Origin of the sequence: Calothrix sp. NIES-2100 (assembly GCF_963875285.1) — a bacterium.
Classification (GTDB): Bacteria; Cyanobacteriota; Cyanobacteriia; order Cyanobacteriales; family Nostocaceae; genus Aulosira.
Window position 1 is genome coordinate 8,712,747 of the sequence record NZ_CAWNLA010000001.1, and the last position, 22,803, is coordinate 8,735,549.

The 22,803-nt window shown below is 40.9% G+C and carries 22 protein-coding genes and 1 riboswitch; of the genes, 9 read left to right on the plus strand and 13 right to left on the minus strand.

Annotated features, from left to right (window positions below; translation table 11 throughout):
• Positions 1-188 precede the first annotated feature (188 nt).
• The 6 genes from AACU32_RS35500 to prfB form a co-directional block, all read right to left on the minus strand.
• Complete coding sequence (locus AACU32_RS35500) at positions 189-956, minus strand: MBL fold metallo-hydrolase (protein ID WP_096606951.1); 768 nt, start codon at positions 954-956, stop codon at positions 189-191.
• A 3-nt stretch (positions 957-959) separates the two neighbouring features.
• The gene (locus tag AACU32_RS35505; protein WP_096606952.1) at positions 960-1,559 is read right to left on the minus strand and encodes an anthranilate synthase component II; all 600 of its coding nucleotides are present in this window, start codon (positions 1,557-1,559) and stop codon (positions 960-962) included.
• Positions 1,560-1,674: 115 nt separating this feature from the next.
• A complete protein-coding gene (locus AACU32_RS35510; protein ID WP_096606953.1) occupies positions 1,675-2,130 on the minus strand; it encodes a diacylglycerol kinase family protein in 456 nt (151 codons plus the stop codon).
• Positions 2,131-2,252: 122 nt separating this feature from the next.
• Positions 2,253-2,780, minus strand: coding sequence for an rRNA maturation RNase YbeY (ybeY, locus tag AACU32_RS35515; protein WP_096606954.1), 528 nt, complete (start codon positions 2,778-2,780; stop codon positions 2,253-2,255).
• A 42-nt stretch (positions 2,781-2,822) separates the two neighbouring features.
• On the minus strand, positions 2,823-2,978 hold the full coding sequence (locus tag AACU32_RS35520) for a DUF3285 domain-containing protein (RefSeq protein ID WP_096606955.1): 156 nt from the start codon (positions 2,976-2,978) through the stop codon (positions 2,823-2,825).
• A 173-nt stretch (positions 2,979-3,151) separates the two neighbouring features.
• Positions 3,152-4,274, minus strand: a protein-coding gene (prfB, locus tag AACU32_RS35525; RefSeq protein ID WP_096606956.1) for a peptide chain release factor 2 whose coding sequence is annotated in 2 segments (ribosomal slippage) — positions 3,152-4,201 and positions 4,203-4,274 — 1,122 coding nt in all. Because the reading frame shifts where the segments join, the coding sequence is not laid out codon by codon here.
• A gap of 263 nt (positions 4,275-4,537) precedes the next feature.
• On the opposite strand from prfB, the gene AACU32_RS35530 reads away from it, so the two are divergent.
• Positions 4,538-4,804: a hypothetical protein gene (locus tag AACU32_RS35530; protein WP_096606957.1), complete on the plus strand. Its 267-nt coding sequence runs from the start codon at positions 4,538-4,540 to the stop codon at positions 4,802-4,804.
• Between the two features lie 172 nt (positions 4,805-4,976).
• Here AACU32_RS35530 and AACU32_RS35535 read toward each other — a convergent pair.
• The 4 genes from AACU32_RS35535 to AACU32_RS35550 form a co-directional block, all read right to left on the minus strand.
• A protein-coding gene (locus AACU32_RS35535) for a PCRF domain-containing protein (protein ID WP_096608325.1) occupies positions 4,977-6,081 on the minus strand; the annotation gives its coding sequence in 2 pieces (ribosomal slippage) (positions 4,977-6,008 and positions 6,010-6,081; 1,104 coding nt in all).
• 85 nt (positions 6,082-6,166) lie between these two features.
• The gene (locus AACU32_RS35540; protein ID WP_096606958.1) at positions 6,167-6,760 is read right to left on the minus strand and encodes a SprT-like domain-containing protein; all 594 of its coding nucleotides are present in this window, start codon (positions 6,758-6,760) and stop codon (positions 6,167-6,169) included.
• 476 nt (positions 6,761-7,236) lie between these two features.
• Entirely contained in the window at positions 7,237-8,700 is a 1,464-nt protein-coding gene (locus tag AACU32_RS35545; RefSeq protein WP_096606959.1) for a tyrosine-type recombinase/integrase, read from the minus strand.
• Between the two features lie 139 nt (positions 8,701-8,839).
• Complete coding sequence (locus AACU32_RS35550; protein ID WP_096606960.1) at positions 8,840-9,568, minus strand: Bax inhibitor-1/YccA family protein; 729 nt, start codon at positions 9,566-9,568, stop codon at positions 8,840-8,842.
• A gap of 650 nt (positions 9,569-10,218) precedes the next feature.
• On the opposite strand from AACU32_RS35550, the gene AACU32_RS35555 reads away from it, so the two are divergent.
• The gene (locus AACU32_RS35555) at positions 10,219-11,004 is read left to right on the plus strand and encodes an RNA polymerase sigma factor SigF (protein ID WP_096606962.1); all 786 of its coding nucleotides are present in this window, start codon (positions 10,219-10,221) and stop codon (positions 11,002-11,004) included.
• A 103-nt stretch (positions 11,005-11,107) separates the two neighbouring features.
• Here the strand turns inward: AACU32_RS35555 and bchD are convergent, their stop codons facing one another.
• Positions 11,108-13,141: a magnesium chelatase ATPase subunit D gene (gene bchD / locus AACU32_RS35560; RefSeq protein WP_096606963.1), complete on the minus strand. Its 2,034-nt coding sequence runs from the start codon at positions 13,139-13,141 to the stop codon at positions 11,108-11,110.
• Positions 13,142-13,238: 97 nt separating this feature from the next.
• On the opposite strand from bchD, the gene AACU32_RS35565 reads away from it, so the two are divergent.
• The 4 genes from AACU32_RS35565 to rnc all read left to right on the plus strand — a co-directional run bounded on the left by AACU32_RS35565 (position 13,239) and on the right by rnc (position 16,761).
• The gene (locus tag AACU32_RS35565; protein WP_096606964.1) at positions 13,239-13,826 is read left to right on the plus strand and encodes a Uma2 family endonuclease; all 588 of its coding nucleotides are present in this window, start codon (positions 13,239-13,241) and stop codon (positions 13,824-13,826) included.
• Positions 13,827-13,832: 6 nt separating this feature from the next.
• On the plus strand, positions 13,833-14,441 hold the full coding sequence (locus AACU32_RS35570; RefSeq protein ID WP_096606965.1) for a hypothetical protein: 609 nt from the start codon (positions 13,833-13,835) through the stop codon (positions 14,439-14,441).
• 625 nt (positions 14,442-15,066) lie between these two features.
• The gene (locus AACU32_RS35575) at positions 15,067-15,921 is read left to right on the plus strand and encodes an NYN domain-containing protein (RefSeq protein WP_339378555.1); all 855 of its coding nucleotides are present in this window, start codon (positions 15,067-15,069) and stop codon (positions 15,919-15,921) included.
• Between the two features lie 156 nt (positions 15,922-16,077).
• The gene (gene rnc, locus AACU32_RS35580) at positions 16,078-16,761 is read left to right on the plus strand and encodes a ribonuclease III (protein WP_096606966.1); all 684 of its coding nucleotides are present in this window, start codon (positions 16,078-16,080) and stop codon (positions 16,759-16,761) included.
• Between the two features lie 75 nt (positions 16,762-16,836).
• Here the strand turns inward: rnc and AACU32_RS35585 are convergent, their stop codons facing one another.
• Positions 16,837-17,499, minus strand: coding sequence for a Uma2 family endonuclease (locus AACU32_RS35585; RefSeq protein WP_096606967.1), 663 nt, complete (start codon positions 17,497-17,499; stop codon positions 16,837-16,839).
• Positions 17,500-17,576: 77 nt separating this feature from the next.
• Entirely contained in the window at positions 17,577-18,767 is a 1,191-nt protein-coding gene (locus AACU32_RS35590) for a sensor histidine kinase (protein WP_096606968.1), read from the minus strand.
• 425 nt (positions 18,768-19,192) lie between these two features.
• Positions 19,193-19,402, plus strand: a riboswitch (cyclic di-AMP (ydaO/yuaA leader).
• An 88-nt stretch (positions 19,403-19,490) separates the two neighbouring features.
• Between AACU32_RS35590 and ntrB the strand changes: the two genes are divergently transcribed.
• The 3 genes from ntrB to AACU32_RS35605 all read left to right on the plus strand — a co-directional run bounded on the left by ntrB (position 19,491) and on the right by AACU32_RS35605 (position 22,778).
• Positions 19,491-20,342 (plus strand): nitrate ABC transporter permease, encoded by an 852-nt coding sequence (gene ntrB / locus AACU32_RS35595; protein ID WP_096606969.1) that lies wholly within the window; start codon positions 19,491-19,493, stop codon positions 20,340-20,342.
• Positions 20,343-20,446: 104 nt separating this feature from the next.
• Entirely contained in the window at positions 20,447-21,889 is a 1,443-nt protein-coding gene (locus tag AACU32_RS35600) for an ABC transporter substrate-binding protein (RefSeq protein WP_096606970.1), read from the plus strand.
• A gap of 52 nt (positions 21,890-21,941) precedes the next feature.
• Entirely contained in the window at positions 21,942-22,778 is an 837-nt protein-coding gene (locus AACU32_RS35605) for a nitrate ABC transporter ATP-binding protein (RefSeq protein WP_096606971.1), read from the plus strand.
• Positions 22,779-22,803: the final 25 nt, after the last annotated feature.

A 22,803-nucleotide genomic window follows, 5' to 3' on the forward strand; every position in this document is an offset into this window, starting at 1 on the left:
CAGCAAGTACAAAAATTCAAGTTGAGTAGAGTTAAGCTGCACTATTTTCTCTACCTAAAAGTTTCATTCTGACTCCGGAACACACAAGAGGATCAAGGTAATTCTACCTTTAGGGAATACCAAACAATAAATTATCCCAAATTGTAGGGTCGGGGTAACCCCAGCCCTACAAGTAATTTGTCAGTTCTTTAAAATTTGTAACTCAAAGTCTGAATTACGCTATTTTCTGGTATATTGCCAGAGCTAATACTAATACTGTCACTAGTACCACGGCGTACTGTGACACCCTGCATTAAATTCAGAAAATCATCCACTGGCGAAATATCACACTTAGATGCATCTGCCGCCTGTGTACGATAATGGGTAGGAATTATCAGTTTAGGATTTAAAATTTCGACTGCTTGCTTGGCTTCCTGGGCATTATAAGCCTTCGCACTACCCCCCACAGGAATAAAGGCGACATCGGGACGCCCCATGAGAATTTTTTGTTCAACAGAAATGGGTGCAGCAGCGCCTCCCAAGTGCAGGATATTAATTCCGCCTTGCTTCCAACTCCAAGCAGTATTAATCCCAAACTGTTTACCAGCTTTGCGATCGTGGTCTACAGCAATTCCTTGGAATTTAATTCCTTGAAACTCGTAAACTCCAGGTTCATAGATGAGTTTTGGTTTTCCTGGGAGTCCGTCAACTGCACCTTCATCTAGCAGTTGACTGCTAATCATGACTAAATCCGCCGCAACTTTTGGGGGACGATACCCAGCAGTACAGCCGATGGGCCGAAATGGATTGACGAGAATTTTTACACCGCTACCTGTCAATAGAAAGCAAGTATGACCCAACCACTGAACTGATAAGCCGCTAGATTGTGCTTGGGCTTTAAATTCAGAACCTAAGGTGGTCAAAAAAGCTGTTGCCAAACCCGCCCCAGCATAGCCCATCAACTGTCGTCGTTTCATTAATTACTCTCTTGACTGTAATTGTTCCAGAAAGTTTCGCAGCAATTGCTTGCCTGAAGATGTCAAAACACTCTCTGGATGAAACTGGACGCCCTGAATGTGAGGATAGTTCCGATGACGTACTCCCATAATCGTACCATCCTCAACCCAAGCAGTGATTTCCAACACATCGGGACAAGTCTCGCGGTCAATAACCAGACTGTGATATCTGGTTGCAGTTAGAGGATTTTCTAATCCCCGGAAAACACCCACCCCAGTATGAGACACCTGAGAAGTTTTGCCATGCATCAATTCAGGAGCAGAAACGATTTTACCACCGAATACCTGACCAATGCTTTGATGTCCTAAACAGACACCCAAAATTGGCAAACTAGAACCTAGTTGTGCAATTAAATCTAAGCTGATTCCCGCATCTTCAGGGCGACCTGGCCCTGGAGAAATCACGACCAATTCAGGATTTAAAGCTCTAATCTCATCTACAGATATTTTATCGTTGCGAAAAACTCTAATATCTGCTGCTACAGGGAAATCTGGGGCAAGTTCTCCGAGATACTGGACTATATTATAAGTAAAACTGTCGTAATTGTCGATGACGATAATCACAGCTGATAACTCCTGGTCAGATTATTTTTATTATTTTGTTTAATTGTCGCCAGATGGGAACTGCTGTATACGTCATCAATTATGGAATGAAAATAAGTGAAGTTAGCAATCTTACTTAAAAAGCCGACATAATTAAGGCTACTAAAGGTGGTAGTAAAAGTGTACTACCTACCAAAAGTGATACTAATGCCGAGACAAGTACAGCACCAGCAGCACAATCTTTAGCAATTTTTGCCAGATCATGATAAGTTTGCTTCACTGTTAAATCAACTAGTGACTCCAAAGCCGTATTCAGTAGTTCCAAAGTTAAAACTAAACCACTAGTTATGGCAATTATCGATATTTCCACTGGGGATAGACGTAAAAATAGGCTAAGAGCGATCGCCACAACACACACACCTACATGTATGCGAAAATTGCGCTGAGTTTGAAAACCATAGCTGATTCCAGCCCAGGCATACTTAAAACTAATCAATAAATTAGTAGCCACTTGCCAAGAGAATTCCCTTTCTTTCGTCACAAGTGTTGGTAAGCGGTTTGCAGTTGGTGGGGGAGAAACTTTTTGGGACATAGGCTTAAAAATCCTCACAATAAGTAGATACAGTTCTTGGTTTTGCCGATTTTCAGGGCTTAAGCAAGTTTTAGGCAATTTTATCCTGAAGTTCTTTGAGAACAGAAGATAAATAATAGATGTTACTCAATGTCAATAGCAATACCTATTTCTCTCAGCAATATTACTTGCTGTTTTAACATTCTTACCAAACTTTCTTCATCAGGATGATCCCAGCCTAATAAGTGCAGCAAACCATGAGCCACGAGCCAGGCCAACTCAGTTTGCAAACTATGCTCCTGCTGTTGGGCTTGACGCTGTGCAGTATCTACAGATACCACAATATCCCCTAGATACAAAGGCATAGAGGCAAACATTTCCTCGTTTTGGGGGCTGTCTACCTCTAAAGCAGCAAAAGCTAACACATCTGTAGGTTTGTCCTGGTGACGATATTGGGAATTGAGTGACTGAATTTCTACATCATCTGTCAACCGCAACCCGATTTCATAACCTGGTGCTGATGGAAGATAAGGGAGAAGTATTTCTAACCAGCTATCAAACCAGTTTTCCCAAGTTTCAAAAGCAATCCGCTGATCATTAGTCCCAAAATTTTCCGTTTTTTCTGGGGACGATTCATAAAAATAATCTTGTACATCTAGTTCAACTTGCACTAGCTACAAAGTCTCCTAGTAACTCGAGGTTTTGGTTGACGATCAGCGAGTTAGGTAAGCAAGACCTACGAAGAGAGCTACAAGTCCTACAGTAGTAAGCACAAAATGCTTAACAGAAGTACCACCTTTACGCACCATATTGCGCATGGCGAGTTTAACGTAGCTAGGTTGAGGTTCTTTTGACGGAGAACTGCTCATGATGATTCGTTAACAAACTCTTTTATATATAAATGTAACAGTTAACGTCAATGGTCATTTGTCATTTGTCATTGGGTATTGGGCATTGGGCATTGGGCATTGGGCATTGGAGTTATTTCTCCTGTGCCTCCTCTGCTTCCTCTGCTTCCTCTGCCCTCTCTGCCCCCTAGCCCCTAAGCTGGCGTACTTTCTACGAGTTGGTTTTCTTGTCGCAGATAGGCTTGGATGAAAGCGTCAAGGTCGCCGTTCATGACATCGGTAATGGCAGTTGTTTCTATGTTGGTACGCAAATCCTTCACCATTTGGTATGGGTGAAACACATAGTTACGGATTTGGTTCCCCCAAGACGCTTCCACCATATCGCCGCGAATTTCAGCAATTTCTTGGGCACGTTGTTGTCGCGCAATCACCAATAACTTAGCTTTGAGACGGGTGAGTGCTTTCTCTTTATTTTGCAGTTGCGATCGCTCTTCTGTACAACGCACAGCCAAACCTGTGGGAAGGTGAACTACTCGCACTGCTGTTTCTACTTTGTTGACGTTCTGCCCACCTTTACCACCAGCACGGGATGTAGTAATCTCTAAATCCTTATCGGGAATGTCTAGTTGTACAGAACTATCTATTTGTGGCATCACTTCCACCCCAGCAAAACTGGTTTGGCGTTTACCGTTGGCGTTGAATGGTGAAATCCGCACTAAGCGATGTGTACCAGTTTCCGATCGCAAATAACCATAGGCATAGCGACCAGTAATTTCCAAGGTAGCCGATTTAATCCCGGCTTCATCACCTTCTGATTCTTCTGCTAAGGTGACCTTGTAACCTTGGGCTTCTGCCCAACGGGTATACATTCGCATCAGCATAAATGCCCAGTCTTGAGCATCTGTACCACCGGCCCCGGCGTTAATTGTCAGTACTGCCCCTTTGTCATCGTAGGGGCCGGAAAGTAATTGTTGTAACTCCCACTGATCGAGTTCGTGATTGAGTTTGCTAATAGTAGATTCCGCTTCTTGCAGCAGCGATTCGTCGGTTTCTAACTCCAACAACTCAACCACAGCCTTGGTATCCTCCAGACTAGATTGCCATTGATGATACTGTTGGAGGTGGGCTTTGAGGTCGTTGAGTTCTTGCAGCGTTTCTTGGGCTGTAGTTTGGTCGTTCCAAAATTCCGGCTGGGCAGAAATTTGTTCCAGGTCTTGAATTTTGGCAGTCAGTGCAGGTACGTCAAAGATAGTCCTGGGTTTTACCCAGGCGATAAGACAACGTTTCGATTTCGCGTTTGAGTTCTAAGACATCCATAGTGGTTGCTAAAGATAAAGCGCTTCCAATTTTTAGGAACTAGCTCTTAATTCTGTTTGCCTTTTTGATTTTAACTGTAGTTTGGCAAATTCTTTCGTCCCAATTATTTAAGTTGTAAAATTATTTATACCGTTTCTTTGTGAAACTGCGCCACATTCTCTTAATCTCTTATTTCTTGGCGTACTTGGCGTACTTGGCGGTTAGTTTTTTTCTAAGCTCATTAAGCGCATCCTCATACAGAATTGGTATTACGGTATCTTAATATGCACCAGGAAGAAGATAGCTCGTCCTTTTATGTACGTGTCCCAGCAAGAGTTTTAGGATGCCTACGTGGTGGTGAAATTACTGTTATCCTCTTTCCTGGGCATGGGTTAGTGCTAACAGAACCAATCCCGACCTATCTCATTCCTGAAAACTTGAGAATGCCCAATAGTGAGTTTGATGTGTTGTTCAAACATCCTGGGCGAGAGATGATCCGCGTCTTGCTTCACCACGAATTATGTCCAGAAATTGATGCAAGCAATGAGTGAATTTCAACTTATCTCAAGCATTTGAGAATCGATATCTAAAAGCAAATTGCATCAAAAAATTCTCAGGTTTCATGGTAAACAAGAACTAAATTAACAATCTTTTGAGTGTGATTATTTGCCGCTTTTGTGGCACTAAAAGCTATAAGCAAAAACTTTAATAAAGCATATTTACTCACTCCTGGTTTTGATGTTGCTGTTGGAGATAAGCTTTGATAAACAAGTCAATGTTGCCATTCAAAACCTCCGTCACAGATGTTGTTTCCACATTGGTACGTAAATCCTTAATTCTTGTATAGGGATGCAAAATATATTCACGGATCAGCTCGTTGGATAAAGATTTTATTCTGCTAGATTGAATTTCGCCAACATTTTGAACACCTTGGGCGTGCATTAAAGCCCATAGCTTACTTTTGAGAATAGCTAAAGCCTGCTCTTGGTTTTGCATTTGACTGCGTTCTTGGTCACAAAAGATAGTAATTCCGGTAGGAATATGAAATACTTTGACCCAAGTTTCTGGGCGGTTCACATTTTCACCATGCCAACGCCATTTACTTATTTCTAAATCCTTCTCGGGAATTTCTAAATTAATCGATTCATCCCAAATCGTTATGACTTCTACTCTAGCTAAACTCGTCTGCAAAGTGCCATTAGCATTAAAAGGAGATATGCGTTGTAGTTGATGTGTACCTGTTTCTGATTTGAGAAAGCCGTATACATAACGCCCGATAATTTCCCAGGTAGCGTAATTAATTCCACCGCCATCCCCATCAACAATCTCTACCAGATGAACTTGGTAATTGTGATTTTTTCCCCAATTAAAGTACAACCTCATTAAAACATCCGCCCAAGATTGGGCATCTGCACCACTAACTCCAGCAGTAATAGTAACCAATGCACCCATTTGATCGTCGGGGTGAGATAGTAACTGTTGTATTTCTGCTATTTCAAGTTCTTCTTGGAGGTGCTTCAGGTTTAATTGGGTTTCTTGGAACAATTGCTGATCATTTGAGGATTGCAACAGTTCTAAAGCAGCCTTTATATCTTCGAGAATGGCGCACCACCGCCGATATTTTTCCTGCCTATAAAATATCAAGTATTCTATTTCTTGAAGTATCTGATAGGCTGGTGCTGGATTTGTCCAAAAATTAGCCTGAGCAATTATTTTATCTAATTCTTGAATTCTGGCAGTCAGTTCTCCCTGGTCAAAGACAATCCTCAGCTTTGCCCAAGATATTCGCTAACCTTTCTACTTCGCGTTTGATTTCGGGGATTTCCAGCATAGTTTTGCTCATGGCTGACCACCGTGATAGTAAGGATTCTTAATTTGTTAGATAACTTATCTGACGTTTTGAGACATATCCTTTATTGCTCTATCATTTGTTTCCATGATCCATTGCAGCCACAAAAAGAATCAGTCATTCCCGATTTACCATACATAATTTTTCCACATTCAGGGCAGATATATTTTTCCTTTCCTTTACTTTTAGGCTTTGCCTCTGATTGCGAGATAACATTTCGGGGTTTCAATATCAACTCACAATCCAAGCCTTGACTTACTTGCATAAATTTTCCATTGGGGTCAATTGATTGTTCACTAGAATCAGGTTCGACTATCAAGCCTATGCTTGCTGCTTTCTGGACATATTCTCTGTTGTGGTAATGTCTGGCTGTTTTTCGGCTGCCATAATGAAATTGCCACTGATGAATCATTTGATGAACAAGAGCAGTCAATAATTCTTCTTTTGGAAGAATTAAAAGTTTTTCGTTAATCTTTATTTCGTCAAGCACTTTTTGATTTTGCGTATCATCCCATTTACCAGGGCGGTAAACACCATCAGATTCCGCCCTGTATTCAATTTTCAAAACAGTATCTTCAGGTAACTTTCCATCAAAAATATTTATTCTTAGGTGGTTATATATATTAAATAACCGGAATGATTGCTCTGTCTCTTGCATTGAAATGTACCAGAATTACTTTTGGTATTGTAGCGTACGCTCCAGTCAGCAATACTTTTGAAAATCTAATGTAGCGTACGCTCCAAAATGCACAAATAAACAAGGAGCCTTTGCGGTAGGCTCCTCTTGAGTAATTCTGTAAGGTACATTACAGCCCAGTTTACCACCATTATGGTGACTTTTACCATAAGTCCCGCTATGGTGCTTTTTCACTAGTTTTTTCTGTTACATCCCTATAGGGTTCCTGGAGAATTGACGTTAATCGCACATACCAGCGCTATCGCCTGAGTATTCCCCTACCGCCTCAGCTACGTGTGATTGACTCATCACATACTCACCATCTGGTAGAAATATATATAAGTAATATGTCTATCTTTATCTGACAATTTGTCCAACAAATATCAATAAATAGAGATAGACACAAAAAAAGAGAGTAGAAATACTCTCTCTATGTTTTTATGCTTAGTTGGTATTGGTTATTGCTTGTTTCTCATTTCCTCAACCAGTCTCCTGAGTTGCTCATTCTGTTCCCTGAGTAGCTCAATCTCTGACTTTTGGTTGTCAATCGTTTGTAGTCCGAATTGTTGCTGACTGAAGGTAATCTCAGGATTAATGCCCTTCATGAATATCGCTTCATCTTGATAGTGTTTATTGCTGACATCTGGCTTATGTCCACACATATAACAGACAACTTTCTCAGGTATTCCTAAGTCATGAATAGCGTGATTAATGAACGTATGCCTTGTGTTATATGGTGACAAGTACTTAGTGAGTTTGCCTTGCTTGATGAGTTCAGAGATAATACCTTTATTTCCTTGGTCTGTCCTTCCCTGCCAAGTATCTCGGAAAACATTATTATTTATAATTTTTCCTGTTTTGGATTTAAACACCACATCACTAGGTTCCCCTTGAGGTATTGACTTTAGCAAGTTCCAAAGTTCACCGTCTTTAGGCATTGGAAACCGTCTAACTTCACTACCTTTGTAAGTCTTGTCATTTTTCAGAGGGTAGAATTTTTTGGTTGTTTGATTGAAGGTCGTTCTAATTAAAACTCTCTCATTGCTCCAATCGATATCATTCCATCTCAAAGCTATAGCTTCGCCAGTTCTACAACCTGTTAGGAATTTGAATTTAGTGAAGTGATACCAATGTTTCTTGGCTGGCGCGCTTTTGATGTAATCAAGTATGGCTTGGACTTCTTCCCAGGTATAAGCTTTTGACTGGTCTTCTGTATCGTCGTCAGCTTCTATCTCATCTTGTGTTTTACCTTTAGCACCTATCTTGCCTAAGTCATCCGTCATTCCCTCATAAGGATTGTGGGATAGTACCTTATTTTTTATCCCTAGTTGGTAAGCTTTTGAGAGATTAGAAATTACGTTTTTAACGGTTTGTAAATTCCTGTTCTCTACCAACCAATTTCTGATTTTAAGCGCGTCCTCAGATTTGGTAGCTTCCATTGCTGACTCAAGAAAGCTTTGGTATCGTCCTTTAAAAAAATTTTCATAGTGACTCTCTCTTAACCCTGGCTTTCTGTACTCACAGTACATATCCCAGACTTCTAAGAGTGATAACTCAGGCTTAGGTGGTGCTTGGTCGTTGACGGTCGTAGCTACAGCTTGAGATTTAGACGCTGCTTTAAGGTCACTAATAAAGTGTAAATCTCTCAGAATTTGCTGATAGCGTATTTCGTTAAAGTGTCCTGTACCGTCATCAAGCTTTCCTGACTCCATGTCTACTTGCAGTGTGTCTTGCAGTAGCTTAATCCTTTTATCATTGGGGTCAAAGTTGACTGAACTAATGCCGATACTTTTTCTGACTTGGTTTTTCTCACTGGGAAAGTGAGTTCTGGGAAAGCTAGCGATAACAGATGCACCATTTACCCTGATGCTTATTTCTCCCTTTGGGGCTTTCCCTGTGGGCGTTTTAGCCGTGTTTACCATAATGCTCAAGCAATGCTCAAATGAGTGATTTTGGTTTGTCAGACAACTGATATATGAGCATTATATAGTAAACCGTGGTTGCCCTTAGTAGACCACGGTTTTTTACAAAACTTTACTTTTCTCTAGTACCTACAGGCGATTAATCACGGCCATTCAGGGCAATTAACAGCCGCAAGATAAAAATGAATAAGTTGATATAGGTGAGGTACATAGATAAAGCCGCAGGCAAGTACTGATCGTTGCGATAAGTACGTGGCAAGATGTAGAAATCTACCACAGATGCGCCCGCAAATAGAAATACTCCCAAACCAGAAATAGCGATTTCTAACCAGGATGGTGTATAAACACCGAACAAGGCAAACACAAATTGAGTCAGACAGACAACAACCAAGGCAATAATGCCGAGAGAGATGGTTTTCGTCAAAGCCATCCCATCTTCTTCAGACAGATTTGAACCAATTTGACGGGCGACAATAAAGGTAACGCCACAACCAAGGGCTGCTAAACCAATGCCTTGAATACCAACACCTTGGGTTCTCAAAGCCAGAAATACTAAGCCACTGAGAGTATATCCAGTTAAGAGGCTGTAGGTAGCCAGTAGGGGAAGCGCCAGACCTTTATTGCCTTTTTCGGCAACATTTTGGGCAACAAAGAACAGAATTAACTCGACGATAACTGCACCAATGAAGGTGGGGAAGAATAGTCCAGGATGAGTACGGATAACTCCCAAACCTCCGTAGGTTCCTAATGCAGTAAGCACAAGACCGCCACCCACATAGGGAAGGGCATTGGCAATGACATTTGGGCCTACGAGGGAGTGAGATTTAGCCTCACGAATAGCGTCACGAAAATTGCTGGTATTGCTCATGTTTAAAACCTGTTTTGCTAATAAACGTCCTGTATACTTCCATTTTTACTCATATTTTTAGCTAATCACCAGTAAGTCAAACTGAAGAAATAATGTTTGTCATTGTCAAAAGTCCACACTCAAGAATCCAAAATTTATTGACCTTTGACCATTGACCCTTGACTCTTGACAGCCCTAGAAATCAAGCATACACGCAGCTTTCTCCTCAAAAATTGCAATAGCCAAGCGTTGTTTGTTTTGCCTTGGTAGTAGAATGACAAACTCTAATTCAGATATCCAACTGGAATATTTTTTCAGTATTAATGCAAAACTGCTCTGGATTTTGCTGCTGATAACAGATGTCTGTTGCGTAATTACTCTACTGTTCAGCTTAAATGATTACGTTATATTGCAGCAACTAAAGACTATGAATGATCCCAATCATTTTCTAGAAAACAAAATTAAGCTCCACCAAATCGTTATAAAAAATCAGGCTTAGAGATAAAAAATCATGCGTAGAAATACTGAATCATCGACTGGAGACCCTGATAAGTTCAGTATAACGACGATGGTTTATTCAGCGGTGACTAAGGAAAATAATGACAGCTTTGATAGCAATATACGCAACTCCATTTTTTTAGGAAAAGGAGTTACAACAAAGGAATTTTTATATGGCAGCAAGTGAGTCCTCTGTGCGAATAGATGGTATAGAGTTATTGCACTTATACCACCAGAATCCCTCTATTAAACTGCGTAATCAACTTGTGCAGCTACATACTGGCTTAGTGCGGAAGATGGCTCATAAATTTAGCCATCAATGTAATGAACCTTATGAAGATTTAGAGCAAATTGGTTATTTTGGTTTAATCAGGGCAATTGAACGCTTTGATCCCAGTCAAGGATATGCGTTTAGTTCCTTCGCTGTACCATATATTCGTGGTGAGATGCTGCATTTTTTGCGCGATCGCAGTACTCTATTAAAAATTCCCCGGCGTTGGCAAGAACTATATAATGAGGGGCAAAAGGTTCGCAAAGATTTGGCTATCGCTTTGGGTCGTCCTCCCAAGGATACCGAAATTGCCCGTGAATTGCGAGTCTCTGTGCAAGAATGGCAAGAAACCAAATTAGCTGCACAAAACCGGATGCCTTTAAGTTTAGATGCTACCGCTGTTCACTATGTTGATTGCCAAATAACTTTAGGTGAAGCCCTTCCTTGTCCTCGTTCCAGTGCGCTGCAACAACAAGAAGAAGAACGCCAACAACTCCAAGGTGCAATTAGTTTATTAGAAGAAAAGCCCCGGATGGCAGTTGAATTAGTATTTTTAAAAGAACTTTCACGCAAAGATGCTGCTAAGAATATAGGTACGAGTCCGATGACCGTAACGCGATATCTCCAAAAAGGTATTCAAGATCTAATTTGCTATTTGCAACCCCAGGCTATAGCAACTGGGTCATAGTCAGTAATCAAAAGTCTATAGTCCAAAATTTATTAACTGTTGACTGTTGACTGTTGACTGTTGACTGTTGACTGTTGACTGTTGACTGTTGACCCTGAACTAATTACCTAGATTTTAAATCAGCGATCGCTCCTTTGGTCATAGCCGCAATCGCTTTATCGCTCGCTTTTGGTAAATGATAATACTTACCTCCGGCTGTTTGTGCTAATTCTTTAGCAAAGCCAGTGGAAACAAATTTACTCTCCGTATCAATTACTAACAGTTGTATTCCCAAAGCGCGAATTCTCGCCGCAATTTCTAACAATTCGCTTTTGATATCTGGCTTTTCTCCTGGTTCTAGCTGTTCGCCTAAGGAACGCGCTAAGGGAATATTACCTCGCCCATCGGTGATGGCTACAACCACAACTTGCCCAATATCTCCACTCATTTGCGCATTTAACCCCACGCGCACAGCTTGGGTTAAACCATGCGCTAATGGCGAACCACCACCACAAGGTAGCCTTTCCAAACGGTTACGTGCTAAAGCAATGGAACGAGTAGGAGGTAATAATACCTCTGCTTGTTCGCCACGGAAGGGAATTAACGCTACTTGGTCGCGGTTTTGATATGCTTCGGTCAAAAGTTGCATCACTGCACCTTTGGCTGACTGCATTCGGTTTAGCGCCATTGAGCCTGAAGCATCTACCACAAATACTACCAATGCCCCGGCTTTGCGTACTAAACGCTTGGCGCGAATGTCTCCTTGTTCAACTATGACTTTACGATCAGGATTTCTTTCTCGGCGTGCTTTTTGATACGGTGCAGCCGCTCTCAGTGTGGCATCTACGGCAATGCGTCTGACTTTTCCTTTAGGCAACATCGGCTTAATGTAGCGTCCCCGGTCTTCCGAGAAGATGATGCTACGACTGCCAGATTTGCCTTGCCTTTTAGCCATCTGTGCAAAATAAAGCACACTATCATCAAGTATCACCCCTTCCGGATCGAAGATAAATTCTTCGGGGATGCTGGGTGGTTCTTGTTGTTCTTGTTCCTCTGGTTCCTGTTCTTCCTCTTCCTGTTCCTCTTGTTCGGATTCGTCTTGATTTTCTGGTGGCTGAGGTGGTGGTGGCGGTGGTGGCGGTGCTTGTTCGGGTGGCGGTGTCTGCACTATTGTGGCGCGTGGGACAATCACCAATTCCACAGCACGGCGCAAGTCTTCCGCGTTGACGGTGTTGCGTCCTTCTAAAGCGGCTGCGGCTTTGGCTACTCGCACAGCAAATAACTCGGCGCGGTGTCCTTGAACGCCGCCACGAATTGCTTCATTGACTAAATAACCAATTTGATCGTGGGTAATGGTGACATCTTTCAACCATTCCCGCGCTAGGATAATTTGAGTTTTGAGCGCGTCTAAGTCTTCGTTGTATTGTTGGAGAAACTCTTGGGGAGACACAGAATAGGCGATCGCTTGCTCGACTGCTTGTACTCTTTGATCTAAACCTAGAACTCCATCTGCTGAAAGTGCGATCGCAATTCTATCGAGTAAATGCTCCCGTAATCCACCTTCTTCTGGGTTATAGGTGGCAATAAACAGCGATTTACAGGGATGCTGAAAACTTATGCCTTCCCGTTCAATTTGGTTGCGTCCTTCTGATAATACTGTCAGTAGCTGATTACTAATTTGGTCGTCTAGTAAGTTAATTTCATCCACATACAACACCCCTCGACTGGCTGTGGCGAGTAATCCTGGTTGAAATATCGTATCCCCTTGTTTTACCGACTTTTCCACATCCACAGAACCTAGGAGTCTGTCTTCAGTCACTCCCAGCGGAATTTGCACAAAAGGAGCAGGGATAATTTCTGTAGGGACATCTTGAATGTCTTTATCTGCGTATTCTGCTAAAAGTAGATCATCCCAATCTTGGGGTTGACTGGGATCGCAGTTGCTAATCGAGCCTTGAACAACCTCAATCGGTGGTAGCAAGGCGTGAATTGCACGCGCCATCACAGATTTTGCCGTACCGCGACGACCTGCGATCGCTACTCCACCCAATCCCGGATCGACAGCAGCTAATAGTAAAGCTAATTTAATCGCTTCTTGTCCGACTACGGCTGTCAGGGGAAAGGAAGTAATTTTGGGCGTGATAGTAGGCGCAGGCATGGTTTGGCAATATAGCTAGTCTCGGCTTTTAGCATATCAAGGTTCTGGCACATTTAGAATAAGTGTTGTAACAACTTTCCCCAAAACAGCGAGATCTATGAGAATTCCTCAGGCTAAACGCTTCACTTTAGATGAGTATCACAGACTCACAGAATTAGGTTTTTTCCATGAGGGCGATCGTCTTGAATTAATCAACGGAGAAATCATCGAAATGGTATCGAAGGGTAAAGCACATGAAACCTGTTTAAGAAATTTGTGGAAGCTACTACCAAAGTTAGTCGAAGATAGAGCAACTTTGCAATCTCAAGCCCCAATTACCTTACCTCCAAACAGCGAACCTGAACCTGATTTTGCCATTGTTAAAAACAAAGAGGATAATTATCTATCCGCCCACCCTGCACCTACTGATGTGTTACTAGTCATAGAAGTTTCAGACTCTTCTTTAGATTATGACCAAGTTGTCAAAATTCCCCTTTATGCGAAAGCCGCAATTTCTGATTATTGGATATTTAATTTATTTGATAATCATCTGGAATGTTACAGTGAACCCTATCAGGATAGTTTGGGAAAATATGGTTATGCAAATAAGCGAATTATTTTACATAATCAAACGATATCTTTACCTAGATTTCCTGATTTATACCTTGATTTAGGCAGAGTATTTCCGCCTAAACTAAATTATTAATATTTTATGGCTTATAGTGATTTCAGACTTGCTGATATAATTGATACTTTTGGTTTAATTATCCATGAGTCATCGGGAATGTTTGCAGGTGTGCAGGAGCAAGAATGTAGTGATTTATTATCTACCATACTGAAAGAAAACGTTGATTTAGCCGTAGCTATCAGTTCGGAAAAAGCTCGAAGCGAAATGATTATTAGCCCAATTTTATTAGAAATTAGGCGCAAATTTAATTATGAAATTAGCTTTTTTTCTGGGGTTGATTTTACAGTTGATAGCCAACGCGGGCTAAATGGCTTTTGTGATTTTATCTTGAGTCTATCTTCCGAGCAGTTGCTTGTCCGCATTCCGGTAGTTGTTATTGTAGAAAGCAAGAATGAAAATTTAAGGTTTGGTTTAGCACAATGTATTGCCGAAATGGTAGCCGCCCAACTATTTAACGATAAAAATCAAAATAAAATCAAGGCTATATATGGTGCTGTTACTATTGGTACTCTCTGGCAATTTCTCAAGCTAGAAGGAAATATAGTTTCGATTGATTTGAGTGAGTATTATATCAAGGATATCAAGAAAATATTAGGCATTTTGTATAGTGCGATCGCTGAAAGTAAGTCATAAATTACTTATCCAGTAAAAAGGTAGATTATTGTCGAGTCGAATGTCACTGTAGGGTGTGTTAGGCGCATTTGATTCGATATGATATATCACTAAAAAATTTTCTAAGCGCCTAACGCACCACCATATTACTACTTTGTCATATAGTGAACTTCCCTAGAAGGGTTTCCCACCTTAAGATTCCAGGTAATTCCAGTCCTACATTTATCAAAAGAAGCAACGTCAAAAAAATTAACTATTAGCTACTTGACATTACTAGGATTGTCAGTGATATATTTTTCGTAACAGCAGCACATATAATCATCATACAAAAGCCTTAAGCTAAGGTTGGTGGTTGCATATGCGGCAGTTTTTGACTTGTACGTGAGTATGTAGTCAACTAGTTGGGTAAGTACTAATTTCAGTACCTAGTTAACTAATCAAACAAAAATTTGCTTTGTTAATTATGTACTTAAGTTAGTAGTTAGTCACCTAGTTTACTACACCCTCACATACAAGTCCGAAACTGCCGGATTTGCAACTTCTAACCTACACTCAGTATTAGCTAATTGAAATGCTAGTACTGGGTTTAACTGTTTTGATGTTGTTCCGATGCTGTTGCAAAAACAAAAAAAGGAACATAAAAAACATGAACCCTAAACAGAGACAAAGTAAAAAGCATCAAAATACTGTACATATTGTAATGTCAGACGCTAATCAATTTCCCAACAGGCAAACAAGCCAGCAGCAAAATTATATCGCTATTTTTTGGGATATTCAGAACGTCTCCTCAATTCAAGGAAAAGGTCATTTATTGCTGAAATTTGCCGAATCCCAAGGGCGTATAGAGTGCAAAAATGTCTATTATAATTCAGGGCATCAAAACCAAGTGTCCGCTAAAAATAATCTAGAGGTTCTTGGTTTTAAGTCTGTTGATGTTCCTGATTCCTCAGAGAACAGTGCAGATTATCGATTGATATATGACTGTACTCAATTGTTTACTCCAAAATCTTCGCCTAATCCTAATATAATTATCCTGGTATTAGGAGACTGGGACTATGCGGGCTTAATTTGTATGCTAAAGTCTTTGGTTAAAAAAGTAATAATCTTTGCTCAACAAGGTAGTGCTAGTCCAAAACTGATTAAACTTGTAGGTAGTGATAACTTCTACTTTATAGACGAGTTACCTCAGTTAGTTGCTAATGAGACTCAACTTCAAACCACTGTTGTTGATTCTCAAATTAGTTACAATGAAGCTATAGACTATCTAACTGAGGCTATCAAAACTGCTTTACAAAAAGGTAAGCCTACAGTATTTGGATACATTGATAAACTAATGCGTCAGCGTTGTGCTAACTATCAGGGGGTTTCCTCAATTATGAAACCTGATGGTAAGCCATTTTCACGCTTTAGCAAGTTTGTTGATGTTGCTGTGAAGGATGGAAAAGTCAAAATGCAGAATCAGCAATTGTTTTTAATTGAGTTAGGTAAACTTGCTGATTGAATTGGCTTTTAACAACCTAGTCTGGCGGTGCGTTAGGCTAAAGCCGTAACGCACCCTACCCAAAGATTTACTAAACAGCGCCGCTATTTGCGGTTTTTTCATGTTTAAAGACAAATTTCCCAACAGTCACTTTTCGCAATAGAACAAAATATAAAAATGCACAAACTTCTAACATTTCATGACGAAAAACTCCTGCGTCGTGCGCTTACCCACCGTTCTTATGTTCATGAAAACCCAGGAGAAGGAGAACATAACGAACGCCTAGAATTTCTCGGTGATGCTTTGCTAAATTACTTAAGTGGCGAGTATCTCTATCGTCGCCATCCAGAAAAAGGAGAAGATGAATTAACACGGCGACGTTCTGCATTAGTAGATGAGAAACAATTAGCAAAGTTCGCCGAAGAAGTAGATTTAAACTTTAAGATGCGGCTAGGAAAGGGTGCTATTCGAGATGGCGGATATCATAACCCTAATTTACTCAGCAGTACCTTTGAAGCTGTCATTGCTGCTTATTATCTAGATAACGATTCTGATATTGAAGCAGTTCGCGCAATTATTGAACCGCTATTTGATTCTGTATCTGAGCAAATTGTCGTAATTCGCTCTAATATAGACTCAAAAAATCGCTTTCAAGAATGGGTACAACGCAACGTTACCCCAAATCCTCCTGTATATGAAACAGTTCAAACAGGTGGTTTATCTCATGCACCTGAGTTCTTAGCCAAAGTTTTTGTGGATAAAAAAGAGTATGGCGAAGGTAAAGGACGTAATAAGAAAGATGCTGAAAAAGCTGCGGCTGAAGATGCATTAGCTAAGTTAAAAAAACAAGGTAGGTTATAAATCGTCTCGAACAAATTCGGGTAAAATTAACCCAACATTAAAAAGTGAAGCTTCCTTGTTTTGCTGTTTCATCCTTTACGTTTCGGCGTTTCCTGTTTTCAAAGCTAAATCAAAAATCTGTTGCGCGGTGAGGTTGAATTGTGGAAGGGTAGGGGATTTAATCAAGTCATTTTCTCTAAATGTTGTTTTTACATATTCCCCTTCAATTAACTCGTATACGAAAATAGTAGGCTGTTTGGGATAACCGAGATATTCGCGTCCACCTAAAGCAGCATAATCTGCAATCCAGTATTCTGGAATTCCCATAGCTTCGTAGTCACGACGTTTATCATAATAGTCGTCTTGCCAATTTGTACTCACAACTTCTACTATCAATTTAACCGAAGTCGCATTTTGAATAATTGATTCGGCTTCCCACCGTGTTTCAGTACCAATAGTTTCTTCATCCAAAACAATTATGTCTGGTTCGTACCCTGACTTATCGCGAGACGGTTTCACAATCGATTCTCTGGGTATTGTCCAAATGTCGCCTTTCCCCATCTCTCTAATAGCTATCAGTAATCTTTCAATCAGAGAACCTGTTAACTTTGAATGCTTCCCTCTAGGTTTAGGCATCTCGACAATTACTCCATCATATAATTCATACCGGACTTGTGAGTTTTCTGGATACCATTCAATAAATTCATCAAAGGTGTATAATTTTGATTCGGTTTGTGCTTGTGTTTGGGCTTGAGTCATAAGTAATAATCTCCACGTTTAAAAAGTCGAGAATATTTGTTTCACCAATTATTTAAAACTGCGATATAATTGCTAATTCACATCTTCAATTGCAAAGGGAAAGTCACTGAAAAAGTGGAACCTACCCCAATCTGGGAAACTAAATTAATTTCACCTTGCAATAGTTTTACCAGTCGCGCAACTATTGCTAAACCTAACCCAGTACTTCCAGGAACGTAGGAATTATTCATAGAAGTCACGCGAAAGTAGGGTTCAAATATCTGAGTTTGATTTTCTGGTGCAATCCCAATTCCCGTATCCCTAACTGCGATCGCCCACTTTTGCTCATCCAATACCTGACATGTTATATTAACGCTGCCAGACTCTGTGTAACGAATGGCATTAGTAATAAGATTTGTAACAATCTGTTGCATTTTTACTGGGTCTGTAAATACTTGTTGAGGAGCGCGTACGCAATTAACTATAATTGGTAAGTTTTTTTCCCTAGCTTGAGGCTCCAACATTTCCAATACATTGTTAATTAATTCACAAACATTAATGAATTCGGGTTGTGGTTGGATTTTGCCTGTGTCATAGCGCGAAACTTCTAATATATCGTTGATCAGACGCAGTAAATGTCTGCCATTGCGTAGCACGCGCTCAATATGTTCTAAATTTACTGGCGTGTCATTTTTGCCATTTTGCTGTCGTTGTTGGCGTAAAAATAAATCTGAGTAACCAATAATTGAAGCTAAAGGACTTTTTAGTTCGTGTGCTAGTTGATTCAGATAATCTTGATTAGTATTAACTAAGCGATTTAGTTCTTCATTATGGAGTGTTAGGGAATGATACAGGTGTTGTAATTCTCCTAAGCGTTCTTCAAAATAACTATTGAAACACCGTGCGATCGCTTCATCAATCACAGTATCAATCAACCGCATCGCCCGCACGATCGCTATTGGTGTTCCCTGCAACAAAGAGGTTTCTATAGTCTCAAATATTACCGTTCTGAGTAAATGATATTCCCGCGCAATTTCTCCTGGATCAAAGCCTTGTTCAGCTCGCATAACACCATGCTGCCAACTAGCCACAACTATTGATTTAACATCATTCCCTTGAGATTTTGATAGCACTGTTACCATTGCTTTGAGCACATCGGGCAGATGATTTTTAATTGCTGTATAAGATAAATCATCAGCGCTTTCAATATGCTGATCTTTACGAACCTCTAATACCCATTTCTGGAGGATTGTGTCAGTTTTTTCAGCCAGTACTTGACTAAAATCCATTATTTTAAATTCTGTAAATAGACAGATGACTAAAATGCTATATGCAACTATTTTAGCAAGCGCCGCGTTTAAGTAATAAAATTTTCAAAATCTACCACTACCGAAAGGTAGAGATTTTTCTACTGCTAGTTTCAGTATAAATGCTGTGTTTGCTTAATAGTTTGTCCTTCAAACAAAAGGATAACGTATCATATATATCCTTTCTATTTAGGCAATAGCCAAATACTCAAATATTTTGTAGCTTGATGATTCTGCCTGTAGTCAACGTGGTTGTATGCATATTAACTAACATAGCTAACTCTGTATATAAAATTTAACGATTACTCAACACCTAGAATATTTATGCACTTCAGGTAGTGAAATCAACAATTTTAATCTGGGGACAGATATTTTTACTGAGAAAGCATGTTATATTATGCAAAATTAGAGTAAGTCAGCCTAATCTAGCGCATCACAGTATGTAACGCTAGAGCGGAGGAACCAAATTGTGGGGCGTATCTCCTCAAGGATCAAGACTCAAGGAAAAAAGTGTTCTCACACTTCATCCTTGATACTTAACACTTCATCCTTGAAGAGAGGGGCATCTCTCAGCCCTAGCCCGTCAGCTAACTTCGTAGGCATTGAGAGGAGACTGAAGAGAAGACATTTTTGTAATCTCATCAGTGTCCAAGGCTGGTACTGCTCGGATTATTGTACCCGTGCTGATATCTGTTGAGGTTGTGAATGCTGTTGCAACTAAATTTAGCGGCGATTTTTGCGATCGCTGGACAAGTAGCTTGGAAAAAAGCTAAACCTGTCATTGTCAAGGATGCTGTCATACTCCCCGCTTTAGGATTCTTAGGGGTAATTGTTCTATGGTGGATTGTGGCGCTATTCAACCAAGAATTAATGCCCACCCCACCAGAAGCGCTAGTTGCGAATCTGGATTACATTTTAAACCCCTTCTATGAAAGAGGGCCAGGTAACTTAGGAATCGGTTGGTTGTTGCTAGCCAGCCTGCGCAGAGTATTGCTAGGTTTTCTGTTAGGTGCAATAGTAGCGATTCCCCTAGGCTTTCTAATTGGGATGTCCAAACCGGCAATGTTAGCCTTAAATCCCATCATTCAAATCTTTAAACCAGTATCACCATTAGCTTGGCTACCGATTGCTTTAGCTATCTTCAACTTGGCAGATCCTTCAGCAATTTTCGTAATTTTCATTACCTCCCTATGGCCGACAATTATTAACACCGCCTTAGGAGTTTCTAGTGTTCCCCAAGATTATTTAGATGTCGCCAGAGTCTTAGAAATTCCTCGGTGGCGACGGATTACCAAAATTATTTGGCCTGCCAGCTTACCCTACATTTTTACTGGATTGCGAATCAGTTTAGGCATTGCTTGGCTAGTAATTGTCGCCGTAGAAATGCTCACCGGCGGTATCGGTATAGGCTTCTTTGTCTGGGATGAATGGAGCCGTTTAAATTTGAGTTCAGTGTTTCTTGCCGTATTAGTAATTGGCGTAACTGGATTAATCCTTGATTACGCCGTCGGCAAAATTCAAGAATTAGTAACCCGTCGCCCCTCAGTTGCTAAATAATTCCCATTTTTCACGCCAACACCCTCAACATCTCCTTACCTTTGCGCCTTTGCGCCTCTACGTGAGCTAATTTCCCCCTATTAATCTCGGCTGGAGCCACTTCAATGGCTGATCATAACTGGAATCGACGCGATTTTCTTTTAGGAATGGGAGCAACAACCGCCTCAATGGCGCTATCCTCCTGTGCTATCAAAGGTAATACTGGCGCTAAAGGACTAAGCGAAGAAGCCTTAGCAATAAAACCAGTAGTTAGATCCCAAGACTTAGAAAAGCCTGATATTACTGTCGGCTACGTACCTGTAAATGATTGTGCGCCATTTGCGATCGCCTGGAAAAAAGGCTTATTCCGCAAATACGGTTTAAACGTCAAACTCAACCGCGAAGCCAGTTGGGCAACCTCCCGCGATGGCTTGATTTTTGGTCGCTTGGATGCTTCGCCTGTAGTATCTGGTGCAGTCACCAACGCCAGAATTGGTGCAGAAGGCGCACGCCATGCCAAATTATGTGCCGCCATGACAATTCACCGCCACGGTAACGCCATGACGATGAACAAAGCCATGTGGGATTTTGGGCTGCGTCCGTGGTACGAGTATCAAGAAAAATATGGCGATGGTGCGTTAGAAGCCTTCGGTAGAGATTTTCGCAATTACTTTGACAACCAACCCCCAGAACGCAAAGTTTGGGCAGTAGTGTTGAGTTCTGCCATCTACGAATACTTTGTCCGTTATATTTCCGCCGCCGCTGGAGTCGATCCGCTCAAAGAATTTCGCGTCATCATTGTCCCACCGCCGCAGATGGTAACCAATGTGCGGATTGGGGCGATGCAAGCTTACATGGTTGCCGAACCTTGGAATACTAGGGCAATTACAGGTAATGAAGGTATCGGTTTTACCTTCGCCCAAGGTAAAGAAGTTTGGTTAGGACACCCCGATAGGTTATTGGGAGTGATGGAATCATTCATCGAAGACTATCCCAAAACCTATCGTTCCTTAGTCAAGGCGATGATTGAAGCTTGTCAGTATTGCAGCAAACCAGAAAACCGCCAAGAAGTAGCCGAGCTAATTACAGATAGGTCTTTTACTGGTGCAAAACCGAAAAAGAAAGGTGCGCCAATTACCAAGTTTACAGGGCCAGCAATTCTCGGCAATTACAACTATGGCGGATTTGATGGCAAAGATCGCACCATTCAAGCTGCTGATAATACGATTTTCTTTGATATTCCTGACAACCTGCCCAAACAGCCAGGAGAACACTCAACATTCTTATGGCGATCCAGAAGTATTTGGTTGATGACACAAGCAGCGCGTTGGGGACAAATTAAAGAATTTCCCAAAGATGCTGAACAATTAGCCGAAAAAGGTTGGCGAACAGACCTTTATCGTGAGATAGCCTCGGAAATGGGGATTGAAAGCCCTAAAGATGATTACAAAGTTGAACCTAAAGAAGTATTCATAGATAAAAAAGCTTTTGATCCTAGCGATCCTGTGGGCTATTTAAATAGTTTTGAAATTAGAGCTAAATCTCCGATTCGTTTCTTCATGTCTTAATTCCCAAGTCCCAATTATTGACTAACGGCTAAATTATCAGGAGCATTTGATGATGGAATATACCGCACTACCTATCAATACTCAGAACAAAGTTATGCCCCGCCGTGCATTTCTCGAAATTGAAAATTTAGTCAAGTCATATCCGACACCAGATAAAGGTAATTTTGTTGTGTTAGATGGTGTAAATCTTTCCATTGGTGAAGATGAATATATTTCCGTAATTGGTCACTCTGGGTGTGGGAAATCAACTTTGTTAAAAATTGTAGCGGGATTAGAAAAAGCCACTTCCGGCTCGGTACGGCTAGATGGAAAAGAAATTCGCCAACCAGGAGCCGAAAGGATGATGGTGTTTCAAAATTATTCACTTTTACCTTGGTTAACAGTGCGAGAAAATATCCGGTTAGCTGTAGATGAAGTGCTAAAAAATGCCAATCGATCTGAAAAAATTAGCATTGTTAACGAACACTTGGCAATGGTAAACTTGACGGCGGCTGCTGACAAATATCCCGATGAAATTTCCGGGGGTATGAAACAGCGTGTGGGTATTGCTAGAGCTTTAGCAATTCGCCCAAAAATGTTGCTGATGGATGAACCTTTTGGGGCGCTAGATGCGTTAACTAGAGGTAAATTGCAGCGACAAGTATTAGATATCTGGGAAAACCATCGCCAAGCAGTGATGATGATTACTCACGATGTAGACGAAGCAATTTATATGTCAGATCGCATCGTCTTAATGACTAATGGCCCTGCGGCCACAATTGGAGAAATATTAGAAGTACCTTTTGCGCATCCACGCGATCGCGCTGCTATGCGCAACTCAAAAGAATATTTTGAACTGCGCAACCACGCCCTGAATTTTCTTGATCGTTATTTTACCCAAGACGAGTAAATTAGATTATGATGCTTTTAGTGGG